The sequence below is a fragment of the Brevundimonas sp. GW821-FHT02A10 genome, assembly GCF_059422025.1.
The window spans coordinates 328,542-340,964 of the sequence record NZ_JBWKWC010000004.1 but is presented as its reverse complement, the minus strand read 5'-3'; the positions used below and the strand labels follow the sequence as shown (position 1 = coordinate 340,964).

Annotated in this window: 11 protein-coding genes; 6 read left to right on the top strand and 5 right to left on the bottom strand. The window is 67.5% G+C overall.

Going from position 1 to position 12,423, the window contains the following annotated elements; genetic code table 11:
• The first annotated feature begins 18 nt into the window (after positions 1–18).
• Positions 19–456, top strand: coding sequence for an RrF2 family transcriptional regulator (locus AC07U0_RS13645; RefSeq protein ID WP_494720550.1), 438 nt, complete (start codon positions 19–21; stop codon positions 454–456).
• Here the strand turns inward: AC07U0_RS13645 and AC07U0_RS13640 are convergent.
• The 3 genes from AC07U0_RS13640 to AC07U0_RS13630 all read right to left on the bottom strand — a co-directional run bounded on the left by AC07U0_RS13640 (position 434) and on the right by AC07U0_RS13630 (position 4,497).
• Positions 434–2,884 carry a TonB-dependent receptor gene (locus AC07U0_RS13640; RefSeq protein ID WP_494720549.1) on the bottom strand — a complete coding sequence of 817 codons (2,451 nt, stop codon included), beginning with the start codon at positions 2,882–2,884 and terminating at the stop codon, positions 434–436. The genes AC07U0_RS13645 and AC07U0_RS13640 overlap by 23 nt on opposite strands.
• Before the next feature lie 105 nt (positions 2,885–2,989).
• Positions 2,990–3,391, bottom strand: a complete 402-nt coding sequence (locus tag AC07U0_RS13635) for a hypothetical protein (protein ID WP_494720548.1) — start codon at positions 3,389–3,391, stop codon at positions 2,990–2,992.
• Positions 3,392–3,462: 71 nt separating this feature from the next.
• Entirely contained in the window at positions 3,463–4,497 is a 1,035-nt protein-coding gene (locus AC07U0_RS13630; RefSeq protein ID WP_494720547.1) for a DNA topoisomerase IB, read from the bottom strand.
• A 105-nt stretch (positions 4,498–4,602) separates the two neighbouring features.
• Between AC07U0_RS13630 and rlmJ the strand changes: the two genes are divergently transcribed.
• The 4 genes from rlmJ to AC07U0_RS13610 all read left to right on the top strand — a co-directional run bounded on the left by rlmJ (position 4,603) and on the right by AC07U0_RS13610 (position 8,859).
• Positions 4,603–5,418, top strand: coding sequence for a 23S rRNA (adenine(2030)-N(6))-methyltransferase RlmJ (rlmJ, locus tag AC07U0_RS13625; protein ID WP_494720546.1), 816 nt, complete (start codon positions 4,603–4,605; stop codon positions 5,416–5,418).
• 101 nt (positions 5,419–5,519) lie between these two features.
• The gene (locus tag AC07U0_RS13620) at positions 5,520–6,074 is read left to right on the top strand and encodes a TetR/AcrR family transcriptional regulator (protein WP_494720545.1); all 555 of its coding nucleotides are present in this window, start codon (positions 5,520–5,522) and stop codon (positions 6,072–6,074) included.
• Complete coding sequence (locus AC07U0_RS13615; protein ID WP_494720544.1) at positions 6,071–7,747, top strand: MFS transporter; 1,677 nt, start codon at positions 6,071–6,073, stop codon at positions 7,745–7,747. The genes AC07U0_RS13620 and AC07U0_RS13615 overlap by 4 nt, the downstream gene beginning before the upstream one ends.
• Positions 7,748–7,767: 20 nt before the next feature.
• Positions 7,768–8,859: an HlyD family secretion protein gene (locus tag AC07U0_RS13610; protein ID WP_494720543.1), complete on the top strand. Its 1,092-nt coding sequence runs from the start codon at positions 7,768–7,770 to the stop codon at positions 8,857–8,859.
• Here AC07U0_RS13610 and AC07U0_RS13605 read toward each other — a convergent pair.
• Positions 8,856–9,914, bottom strand: coding sequence for a mechanosensitive ion channel family protein (locus tag AC07U0_RS13605; RefSeq protein WP_494720542.1), 1,059 nt, complete (start codon positions 9,912–9,914; stop codon positions 8,856–8,858). The two genes, AC07U0_RS13610 and AC07U0_RS13605, sit on opposite strands and share 4 nt — an antisense overlap.
• 145 nt (positions 9,915–10,059) lie before the next feature.
• Here AC07U0_RS13605 and AC07U0_RS13600 point away from each other — a divergent pair, with 145 nt between their 5' ends.
• Positions 10,060–11,835, top strand: coding sequence for an SLC13 family permease (locus AC07U0_RS13600; RefSeq protein WP_494720541.1), 1,776 nt, complete (start codon positions 10,060–10,062; stop codon positions 11,833–11,835).
• Here the strand turns inward: AC07U0_RS13600 and AC07U0_RS13595 are convergent.
• The gene (locus AC07U0_RS13595; RefSeq protein WP_494720540.1) at positions 11,832–12,368 is read right to left on the bottom strand and encodes a hypothetical protein; all 537 of its coding nucleotides are present in this window, start codon (positions 12,366–12,368) and stop codon (positions 11,832–11,834) included. The two genes, AC07U0_RS13600 and AC07U0_RS13595, sit on opposite strands and share 4 nt — an antisense overlap.
• Positions 12,369–12,423 lie beyond the last annotated feature (55 nt).

Here is a 12,423-nt window from a genome sequence, read left to right as displayed (position 1 = left end):
TTTCAGAAGGCGGCGTCAATGCTGTCTGATACGGCCCGCTATGCGATGCGGGCGATGATGACGCTTGCCGAGCGCCATCCGACCCCCGCCGCCATCGGCGAGGTCGCCGAGGCCATCTCCGCGCCCCGGAAATATCTGGAGGCGGTGATGCTGCGGCTGAAGCGCGAGGGGCTGCTGGTCAGCTCGCGCGGGCGTCTGGGCGGCTATGCTCTGGCGCGGCCGGCGGCGGAGATCTCGGTCGCCGACATCATCCGGGTCATGGACGGGCCGCTGGCCCTGACGCCCTGCGCCTCGCGCACCCGGTTCGAGGCCTGCGAGAACTGCGTGGACGTTCAGGCCTGCGGCATCCGCTTCGTCCTGCTGGAAGGCCGCGACGCCCTGGCCGAGGTCCTGGAACGGCGCACGCTCCAGGACCTCGTCGGGGCGCCTGACCTCAGTATTTCGCCCGCAGCGTAAGGCCGAAGGTCCGCGGATCGCCGGGCGTGCCCAGCACCAGACCCGAGTTGCCAGCCTGAACCGTCAGCAGCTGCAGATAGTCCTCGTCGAGCGCGTTCCGGACCCAGACGAAGGCCTCCCAGCCGTTGTCCGCGCGGAAGCCGGCGCGCAGGTTGAGCACCGTATAACCGTCAATCTCCGTGTATTTCGAGACCGAGGCGTCGGCGTTGTAGGTCGAGCGATAGCTGGCGTCGGCGCCGAAATAGGCCTCGCCCGCATAGCCCAGACCGGTCACGTCGCGGTGCAGTTCGCCGCCGACCGACGCCGCCCAGGGGGAGACGCCCGGCAGGTCCTTGCCCGACAGATTACAGGCCACGGTGGTCGATCCGATCAGCTCCAGCGGGCAGGGGCCGTTGGCGAAGTCGGCGTATTTCGCGTCGGTCCAGGCCAGGTTGGCGTAGGCGTCGAGCCAGGGTGTCGGCCGGGCGAAGGCGTCCAGTTCGATCCCTTGGATCTCGACCTTCTTCGCATTGGCCAGATAGCCACGCAGGGCGCCCGGGCCGGTGTCGACGACATTGGCCTGGTAGTCCTCGACGTCGGTGCGATAGGCGGCGAGGTTGGCGGTCAGCCGCTTGTCGAACAGCTGGGTCTTCAGGCCCAGCTCCCAGGTCGTGACGACCTCGGGCTTGACCGTGGCGTTGGTCAGGGACGGGGCGCCCGACGGCAGGTTGGGGATGCCGGCCATATTGATGCCGCCCGACTTGTAGCCCCGCGCCCATGAGCCATAGGCGAGGACGTTGTCGCTGATGTCGTAGGACAGGGCCACCTGACCCGACAGATCGCCGTCCGAGATGCTGGCCGAATAGGCCTGCGGACGGGCCACGCCGAGGCGGCGGTTCAGCAGGGCCGTGTTGGTCGTGGCCAGCCCGCCGGTGGTGGTCGAGACATAGGCCCCGTCCTTCTCCTCGTGGGTGTAGCGAAGGCCCGGCGTCAGGTGCAGACGGTCGGTGATGTTCCAGGTCAGCTGGGCGAAGGCGGCCAGGGAGTCCGTCTCGATCCGGCTGTCGTTGAAGACGGTGTAGCCCGCCAGCAGGGAATCGAGGGCGTGCGGGTCCGTCGCCGTGGCGGCGTTGTAGGCGGCGTCGTGAGCGGTCAGCCAGTAGGTGGCGTCATTGCCGTATTCGGTGATGCCGTGGGTCTCCACCGCCTGATGGAAGGCATAGAGGCCGGCGGTCCAGTCGACGCGGTTCTTGCCGTTGGAGGACAGGCGCAGTTCCTGGCTCCACTGGTCCTGATCCGACGGATTGGCCGACTGGCGGGTGATGTCGAGCGCGGTGTAGTCGCGGTCGTTGGCCGGGCGCCAGTCCCAGGCCCGCCAGGCCGAGACCGAGGTCAGGGTCGCCCAGCCGAAGTCATAGTCGACGATGGCGGAGAAGCCGCGCTGGATCTGATCAGCCTGGATCTTACCGTCGACGTCGGCGGTGCGGTCGTAGGGGTTGGTGCTGGCCGGGACATAGCCGCGCCCGGCGGCGAGCGCCGCGAACTGGACATCGGCTGCCTTCAGGGTCTGGCCGACGCGGACGTAGAGCTGGGTGCAGCAGTCGGGGGTCTGGTCGGAATAATCGCCGTAGAGGCGGACCTGCAGCTTCTCGGTCGGCTGGTACAGTAGCTGGCCGTGCAGGCTGATCGACTTCTGGGCATTCTGGGCGTGGCCGACGGTGGCGTTATCGAGCGTGCCGTCGCGGGTGGTCGAGACGAACGACAGGCGCGCCGCCAGGGTGTCGGCGATCAGCGGCCCGGAGACCGTCGCCTTGGCCTGGACGAAGTTGTAGTCGCCGATCGACAGCTCGCCTTGGGCCTCGGGCGTGAAGCTGGGCGCGCGGGTGGTGATGTTCAGGGCCCCGGCGGTAGTGTTCTTGCCGAACAGGGTGCCCTGAGGACCGCGCAGGATCTCGATCCGGTCGATGTCCACGAAGTCCAGCGTCGCCGTCGCCGGGCGGCTGTAGTAGACCTGATCGATATAGATGCCGACGCCCTGTTCGAGGCCGTCGTTGGCTAGGCCGTAGCTGGCGCCCAGACCCCGGATGGTGATGGCCGTGTTGCGGGCGTTGGGGCTGAGCAGCTGGACCGAGGGGGCCAGCTGGGTGACCTGTGCGACGTTATAGGCGCCGGTGCGGTTGAGCAGCTCCTCGTTGATCACCGTCAGGGCGATCGGCACGTCCTGGGCTCGTTCGTCACGGCGCCGGGCCGTGACGACGATGTCCCCGACGCTGGCGTAGGACGGATCGACGACGGGGCGGGTCTGGATCGGGGGCGCAGCGCCGCCGCCGGCCTCACCGCCGTCAGCGGATTGGGCGAAGGCCGGCCCGGCGACGCAGGCCGTCAGCGCCGCCAGGGAGATCAGGTCGCGGTTTCGGCGGCGGGCGGTTCGGGGCAAGGTCGCGGGCACGGGTCATCCTCCTGGCTATGCCCGGGAACCGTGACCGTTAATCCCTATCTCACAAAAGGGGATTTTCTAACGCGGGTTGGGAGCATTCCTCCCAGCAGAACACCGTCATGCGGCCACGCTTCGGGGCGCGCGGGTGGCGCCGAAGACGATAATCGCGAACAGGATCATGCCGATGACCACCAGGGTCGGGCCGGCGATCAGGCCGATCTGGGCGAAGGCGAGCGCCGACTTGATCTGCAGCACTTCGATCAGAAGGGCGGGCATGAAGATCACGAAGCCGATGACCGCGAACCAGAAATGGACCTTGGGCAGCCAGCCCTCCGCCGCGTCGGGATTGGCGCGATAGAAGAGGCCGTAGAGGAACATCGACACCCAGCCCAACAGGTTGATGTGAGCGTGCACCGCCGAGGCGGTGAAGTTCTGGGTCGCGCCCATATAGTAGCCGAGGCTGACCCCGATCACGATGAAGACGACGGCGAGACGCAGGAAGGCGTTGGACAGGCGCATGACGGTTTCCCCCTCAGGAATGGTGGATCGTCGTTACCCGCGTAACGCTGTGTGCTCAACTCAGCTTTTTGTCATGCTTGGGACAGAAGCTTGACCAGGGCCTTCTCGAAGCCTGCCGTCTGCGATCCGGGAAGGACCTTTCGCAGCGAGCCGTCGGCATAGGCCTCGAACACCGCCGGATGGACATAGGAGGCGCGACAGACGGTTGGGGTGTTGCCCAGCAGGCCGGACACCGCCTTCACGCAGACGTTGATCCGGCGCTTCGCGTCGGTGGGCGAGGTTGGCAGCTCCATGTCGCGCAGGGCCCGTGCCGCCGAAACCGTTCCGGCCCAGGTGCGGAAGTCCTTGGCCGAGAAGCCGTCGCCCATGGCCTCGCGGATATAGGCGTTCACGTCATCGGAGGTGATCGGGCACAGGTCGCCGTCGGCGTTGCGATACTTGAACAGATGCTGGCCCGGCAGTTCGCGCAGTGATCGCACCACGGTCGCCAGCCGCCGGTCGCGGACGCTGACCTTGTGGTCCACCCCACTCTTGCCCCGGAACTCGAAGGTCAGGGCCGCGCCGTCCATCTCCAGATGGCGCTTGTTCAGGGTGGTCAGGCCGTAGGAGCGGTTCTGTTTCGCATACTGGGCGTTGCCGACACGGATCAGGGTGATTTCCAGCAGGCGTACGGCGGTGGCCAGCACCTTGTCCCGGCTGGCGCCGCGGCTGGACAAATCTGCCTCGACGCGTTTGCGCAGTTTCGGCAGGGCGCGGGCGAAGGCGGGAAGGCGATCGAATTTGGTCTCCGACCGGGCCGTGCTCCAGTCGGGGTGATAGCGGTACTGCTTGCGCCCCTTCACGTCGCGGCCGGTCGCCTGGATATGGCCGGTGGCGCGCGGGCAGATCCAGACGTCGGTCCAGGCCGGGGGAATGGCCAGATGGCGGATGCGATCGATCACCGCCTTGTCGCGGATCAGTTCGCCCTTCGCATCGTGATAGGCAAAGCCTGTTCCGCTGCGGCTGCGCCTCAGACCCGGGTTCTCGTCGCTGCAGTAGGTAAGCCCCTTCGGAACCTCATGAGGAAGTTCGTGAGCGGGGACAAAGCGGATGGAACCGTCGGGCATGTGCGGCGAACGTTTCGCGAGGTTCGCCGGTTCCTGTGTCGGCTGGCGCTCGGAACAGGGGCCGGTTCCGCTTGACCTGATCGCGTGGGCGAGGGACGAGCGGGCATGAACTATCGCCACAGCTTTCACGCCGGAAACTTCGCCGATCTGGTCAAGCATGCGCTTGTCCTCTGGCTGCTGAAGACCTTGCAGGCCCAGCGGGCGACGGTCGCCGTCCTCGACACCCACGCGGGCGCCGGCCTCTACGACCTGTCCGGCGACGCGGCGCGCTCGCGAGAGGCCGAGGCGGGCGTCGAGCGGCTGATGCAGGCCGACGGTCTGCCGCCTCTGGTCGCGGCCTTGGCCGGGGAGGTGAGGGCGGTGAACCCGGCGGGCGGGGTGCGCTTTTATCCGGGTTCGCCCCTGCTGATCGCGCGCCACCTGCGGCCCGACGACCGCTATGCCGGCTTCGACATCAGCGGCGACGTCGCCTCCCTGCTTGTCGACGCCCTGCGCCGTCATCCGAGCGCCTCAGGGCGCCCGGGCGACGGGTTCAAGGCGGTGCTGGCCGAGGCGAAGGCCGGGGCCGCCGACCTCATCCTGATCGACCCACCGTTCGAACAGCCCGACGACTATCTGCGCGCCGCCGAAACCACGCTGGATCTGATCAAGGCGAGGCCGGCCGCGACCGTCGCGATCTGGACCCCGCTCAAGGATCTGGAGACCTTCGACGGTTTCCTGCGCCGCCTCGGAACGGCCCATCCCACGGTGGTCGCCGAGGTCCGTCTGCGGCCCCTGACCAATCCGATGAAGATGAACGGCTGCGCCATGGTGGTGGTCAATCCGCCCGCCGGGACCGACGAGGCCGCCACCGAAATCTGCAACTGGGTGGCCGGGACCTTGGGCGAGGAGGGTCAGAAGTCCGAGGTCTGGCGGCTCTGACGCCGGAAACTGTGCAGGATTTCGCATCTGCGAGATAAATTTCGCCATCAACCTGTCTGACGGGCTTGTCAAAGCGGACATTGGTGTCCACTTAGCGCTCCATGGCCCGAGCCCCTCGAAAAGATGCGGTTGAAAGACGTGACGCCCTGCTGGTTGCCGCCGCCGAGGCCTTCGCCGATCAGGGCTACAACGTCCCTCTCGATGTCATCGCCGAGAAGGCCGGCGTCGGGCGGGCGACCCTCTATCGCAACTTCGCCGACCGCACGGCCCTGGCCCTGGCGGTGTTCGAGGATCAGCTTGAGGACCTCGCCCGGCGGACCCGCGAACGCGGCGACGATCCGGAGGCCTTCTTCTGGTTCGTCGACCAGCTGGCCGAGGTGCTGGGCAGGAACGCCGGCCTCGACGCCGCCCTGCGCGAGGCCCAGTCCTCGGGCGCCCTCAAGCCCATCCGCACCAAGCTGGTCGAGGCGGGGGAGGGGGCGCTGGAACGCGCCAAGGCCGCCGGTCTGGTTCGCCCCGACCTCGGCCCCAGCGACATCCGCGCCATCGCCATGATCCTCGGCGCGGGCGCCAGCCGCCCGACGCCGGAAGAGCGTGATATGTTCGCACAGCGTATTCGCGCGTTGCTGCTGGACGGACTTCGGATTCGCCCATGACACGCCCTCATGATTTGCCTTGGGAAGAGTACGAAAAGACTCTTCAGCCGCATGAGAAGCCGACCCTGATCGGCTCGCCCGCGACGCCGGACCACCACTGGCGGCTGCGTCTGGCTTATGGCGCGGTGGGCCTGCTGGTCGCCATCACCGGCAACCTCGGCAATGCGGTAGTCACGGCCAATATCCAGAGCCTGGCCGGGCATCTCGGGGTGACGACGACCGAGGCGGCCTGGCTGCCGGTGGTCTTCATCATGACCAACGCCTGCATGAACCTGATCCTCGTCAAGTTCCGTCAGCAGTACGGGCTCCAGCCCTTCACCCGCATCATCCTGGGCATCTTCGTGCCCGTCTCGATCGCCAACGTCTTCGTTTCGAGCTTCGAGAGCGAGCTGGTGACCCGGGCCGTCGCGGGCATCTGCGGCGCCGGCATGTCGACGCTGGGCTTTCTCTACATCATCCAGGCCTTCCCCGCGGCGCACCGGCTGAAGGGGCTGATCATCGGCATCGGCCTGTCCAGCTTCGCGGTGCCCATCGCCCGGATCGTCTCGACCCACCTGCTCGATATCGGCGACTGGCAGGGATTGAACCTGTCGCAGCTGGGTCTGGCCCTGCTGTCGCTGGCCGGGGTCTTCGCCCTGCGCCTGCCGCCGTCGCAGCGCATCGACGCCTATCAGCCGCTCGACTTCCTGACCTTCGCCCTGTTCGCACCGGGCATCGCCCTGCTGTGCGCCGTGCTCGGGCTGGGCCGCTATGTATGGTGGACCGAGGCGAGCTGGATCGGCTGGGCCCTGATCGGCTCCATCCTGCTGCTGGCCACGGCCATGATCATCGAATTCTACCGCAAGCGTCCGCTGATCGACCTGCGCTTCCTCGGCGGCGCCGACCTGATCCGGCTGATCCTCGCCATCCTGCTGCTGCGCGTCGTCCTGTCGGAACAGACCTCGGGCTCGGTCGGCTTCCTGCAGCAGATGGGTCTGGGGCTGGAGCAGATGCGCAGCCTGTTCTGGGTCGTGTTGGTCGCCATGGCCGCCGGGATCGTGACCAGCGCCATGACCCTGAACATGGCCAAGCTCTACAAGCCCATCGCCATTGCCCTGGCCCTGATCGCGGTGGGCGCCTTCATCGACAGCCATGCGACCAGCCTGACCCGGCCGGTCAATCTCTACTTCAGCCAGGCTTTGCTGGCCTTCGCCTCGGCCCTGTTCATCGGCCCGGCCTTGATGATCGGCATCACCCAGGTGCTGACGAAGGCGCCGCAGAATCTGGTCAGCTTCATCGTGACCTTCTCGGTGATCCAGAACGTCGGCAGCCTGGCCGGGACGGCCCTGGTCGGCTCCATTGAGACGATCCGCGAGAAGTTTCACTCCAGCCAGATCGCCGAGACCGTCAACATGGGCGACCCTGCAACGGTGCTTCGGCTGCAGCAGCTGGGCGGGGCTTATGCCCGGGTCCAGAACGACCAGATCCTCCGGTCCGGCGACGGCGTTAGCCTGCTGACCCAGCAGATCACTACCCAGGCCCATGTGCTGGCCTACAACGACGTCTTCCTGTTGATCGCCCTCGCTGCCGCCGCCGGCTGTCTGTGGACGACGTTCGTGCACTTCCGCCCCCGTATTCAGGCGCACCGCGCCGCCGCCCGCGAGGCCGCCGACGCGGCCGCCTCCGCCCACTGATTTCGCCCCCGAGACCCGCCATGACCGACACGACCGACCCTTCCGCTCCCCCCGCTCCGGCTCCCGCCGCGATCCCTGCAAAGCGCGCCCTGTTCGGCGTGATCCTGGGCATCGTCGCCCTCGTGGGGATCAGTCTGGTGCTCTACGCCTGGAAGCTGCCGCCCTTCTCGGGGGCGATCCAGCACACCGACAACGCCTTCGTGCGCGGCCAGGTGACGATCATCAGCCCGCAGGTCTCGGGCTATGTCACCTCGGTCCGCGTGCAGGACTATCAGGTGGTCAAGCAGGGGGAGCTTCTGGCCACGGTCGATGACCGCATCTATCGCCAGCAGCTGGATCAGGCGACGGCCAACCTGCACGCCGCAGAGGCGGCCCTCGCCAACTCCTCCAACACCCAGGCGTCGGCGCAAGGGACGGTTGCGCAGCGGAACGCCTCGATCGCCTCGGCCCAAGCGGCGCTGGTTCAGGCCCAGGCCAATGCCACCCGGGCCCGCAAGCTGTTCGAGGGCGGCTGGGTCGCCCAGGCCCAGATCGACACCACCCAGGCCTCGCTGCGCGCGGCTCAGGCCGCCGTCGCCGAGGCCAATGCCCTGCAGGGCGTGGCCCAGACGGGCGTCTCCTCCGCCGTGGTCAGCCGGGGCTCGCTGGAGGCGGCGGTCGAGGCCGCCCGTGCCCAGGTGCGTCTGGCCCAGATCAACCTCGACAACACCCGCATCGTCGCCCCGGCCGATGGCCGCCTCGGCGAGGTCTCGGTCCGGCTCGGCCAGTCGGTGGTGGCGGGCAGCACCCAGCTGACCTCGCTGGTGCCCAACCTCATCTGGGTCAACGCCAATATGAAGGAGACCCAGCTCAAGAACATCCGCATCGGCCAGCCGGTCGAGATGACGGTCGACTCGCTCGGCGGCGCCAAGCTGCGCGGCCATGTGGAGCGCATCTCTCCTGCGACCGGCTCGGAGTTCAGCGTCATCAAGCCCGACAACGCCACCGGCAACTACACCAAGGTGGCGCAACGGGTGCCGGTTCGGATCGCCATCGACCCCAATCAGGAGGTCACCACGCGGCTGGCCCCCGGCATGTCGGTGGTGGCGCGGATCGACACCTCGGGCGTCTAGCGCTTCCGGGACGGGGCGGGCTCGTCGTCAGGTTCGTTGTCGGGATCGGTCGGGTCGGTCTGGGGACTGAGGATCTCGTCGGCCGCGTCGTTGGGCGCGGCTATGGGCGGTGGTGAGGCGACCGGCTTCGGCGCATCCCGTTTCGTCTTCGGCTTCGTCCAGCCCAGCTGCTCCATCGCCGATTCACCCTCCTGGCCGAAGACGCTGCGCAGGCGGATGTCGGTCTGGGGGAAGGGGATCTCGATCCCGGCGGCGTCGAGGGCGTCGGCGATCAGCCATGTATAGGCCGCGTGCATCCCGGCCGGCCGCTTGACCGCCGCCCGCGTCGGCCAGACCACCAGTTCGAACGACAGGCCGTTCTCGCCGAAACCGACCAGCCAGACCTGGCTCTTGCGCGCCTCGGTCTCGGCCAGGGTGAAGGGGCTGGCGCGGGCGGCCTCCAGCACGGCGTCCCGCACCTTCCCGCGATCAGCGCCATAGGCGACCTTGAAGGGGATGTGGATGCGCCGCGTGTCCCCCTTGAGCGTCCAGTTGGTGACAGGGTCCTGGATGAAGGTCGAGTTGGGAACGATGATGTTGACGTTGTCATTGGTGCGCAGCCGCGTCGCCCGCGGGCCGATCTCCATGATGGCGCCGCGCACCCCGCTCTCCAGCTCGACATAGTCGCCGACCGAGACCATCCGGTCGAAGATCAGGAACAGGCCGGACACGAACTCCTTGACCACCCCCTGAAGGCCCAGGCCTATGCCGATGCCGATGGCCCCGGCGAAGACGGCGATGGACGACAGATTCAGCCCCGCCGTGGTCAGGCCCGAGATCACCCCCAGGATGACCAGGCCATAGGTGGTCAGCTTCTCCAGCAGATAGAGCGCCGCCGTCGACTTCTGGGGCGAGCGTTCGCGCAGACCCTTCAGGCCACGACCGACGATCCGCGACAGGATGATCGAGGCGGCGATGATCGCGGCGCCCAGAAGCATTCCGCCCAGGGTCAGGGTCGAGCCGCTGAACACCAGCAGCTTGGTGTCATTGAGCTTCGCCAGGTCGTTCAGCGTCATGGTCCGTCAGCGTCCGGAAAGCGGGGCGGTTCCGGCGGCATGGTTGATCCCGCACGCCGGATTTCAATGGGGCGAACCCCTGAGCCACGCGGAACGGTCAAGCCTCGCGAGGGTTGAAGACTTCTGACTTGAGGGCTGAAACCGCGTGACATTGCAGCAGGGGCTGGCGTTCGGACTGATCGCCCTGACCATCGGGGCCTTCGTCTGGGGGCGGTTCCGCTATGATCTGGTGGCGGTGGTCGCCCTGGTCGCGGGGCTGGCGGTCGGGATCATTCCGGCCGACGCGGCCTTCGACGGGTTCAAGAACGACGTCACCGTCATCATCGCCTGCGCCCTGATCGTTTCGGCGGCCTTCGCCCGCTCCGGCATCATCGAACTGGCGATGCGGAAGGTGCTGCCGCATCTGAAGACCGAGCGGTCGCAGGTCCCGGTCCTGACCGGGGCGGTGACCCTGCTGTCGATGGCGACCAAGAATGTCGGCGCCCTGGCCATCATGATGCCGGTGGCCCTGCAGGTGGCGAGGAAGACCGGCTCGGCGCCGTCGCGGCTGCTGATGCCCATGGCCTTCGGCGCCATGGCCGGGGGTATGGTCACCCTGGTGGGCACGGCGCCCAACATCATCGTCGCCGAGGTGCGCCACGAGATCCTCGGCAAGCCCTTCGCCATGTTCGACTATGCCCCGGTCGGTCTGGGCCTGACGGCGATTGCGCTCGCCTTCCTCGCCTTCGGCTATCATCTGCTGCCGAAGAAACGGCAGGGGGCGGCGACAATGAACGCCGCCCTGGCCGCCAACGCCTACGCCACCGAGGTGCGTGCGCCCGAGGACTGGGCGCCGGGGTCGATGTCAATCAAGGCTCTGACCGACTGTGGGGAGGGGGATGTACGGATCATGGCCCTGATCAGGGACGGCAAGCGCCGACCCAATCCGCGCGGCAATGTCGTTATCCGGCCGGGCGATGTCCTTCTGGTTGAGGGCGAGCAGCAGGCGCTGGAAGAGTTTCTCGGCCGCTCGAAGCTGAGCCTGATCCGCGATGACCGCCCCATCGTCATGGAGAAGGCCAGCGAGGACATCGCCGTGGTCGAGGCCGTCATCGGCCGCAACTCCCCGCTGCAAGGCCAGTCGGTGCGCCAGTCCGACCTCTATGGCCAGCACGGCATCAACCTGCTGGGCGTGTCGCGCAGTGGCTACGAGCTGACCCAGCATCTGAGGACGGCCAGGCTCCAGCCCGGCGACATCGTCCTGCTGCAGGGCGCCGAACAAAGCCTGCCGACGGCCCTGAAGGCGCTGGACCTGCTGCCGCTGGCCGAGCGCGAGGTGAGGCTGGGCAGCGTGCGCAAACGCTTCCTGCCGGCGGTGGTGCTGGCTATCGCCATGACCCTGGTCGGGTTCGGTGTGGTCCCGGTGGCCGTCGCCTTCTTCGGGGCGGCGGTGGTGATCGTGGCGCTGGGCGGCCTGAAGATGCGCGAGGCCTATGCGGCGCTGGACGGGCCGCTGCTGGTCCTGATCGCGGCCCTGATCCCGGTGTCGGACGCCATCCAGAACACTGGCGGGTCGGATCTGATCGCGGGGCTGCTGCGCAACGTCTTCGGAGGCATGCCGGGAGTGATTGCGGTCGGCGGGGTCATGCTGGCCTCGATGGCGGTGACTCCCTTCCTGAACAACGCCGCGACCGTGCTGATCGTGGCCCCCATCGGCGCGACCCTGGCGAAGCAGCTGGGCTTCAACCCCGATCCCTTCCTGATGGCGGTGGCGGTCGGGGCGGCGTGCGACTTCCTGACTCCCATCGGGCACCAGTGCAATACGCTGGTCATGGGGCCGGGCGGGTACAAGTTCTCGGACTATCCGAGGCTGGGCGCCCCACTGAGCCTGCTGGTGCTTCTGGCCGGACCGCCGCTGATCCTTTTGTTCTGGCCGCTCTAGATGAAGGTCGCGGTGACGACGTAGTCGAAATTATATTGCCCGCTGGCCAGTCCGCCCGAGATCCAGACATCCATGCCGAGGGTGAAGGTGCCGGTGCCGAGCAGGCCCAGAGGCTTGAGGTCGAAGGTCATGCTGGAGCCCGACGGCGGCGTCTGGCCCGCATAGAGCAGATTGCCCAGCAGGCTGCTGATGTAGAAGTGGGTGATCTTCGCATTGGCGTTCGGCACGGCCTGAACCGTCACCCGCACCTGACGCAGGGCGCACAGGCTGTCCAGGTTCAGAAAGCCGCAGGAGATGGTGATCGTCGGCGGCGTCACCGAAGCGCTCGACAGGCGGATGGCCGAACCGGAGGTGCGGGTGACCGTCCCGCTGGTGCTGATGGTGAAGGTCGAGGCGCCGCTGTCGCGCACGATCCGGCCGAGCGCCGGGGACCCCGTTGGGCTGTAGGCGACGGCGATCTGGGCATGGGCCGGCGCCGCGAGGGCGGTCAGGGCCCAGAGCACCGCGGCGATGATGAGAAGGCGGACGTTCATGAACCCTGACTGACGTCGGAATGATCCGGACATCAGTGACACGTCATGGTTTCAG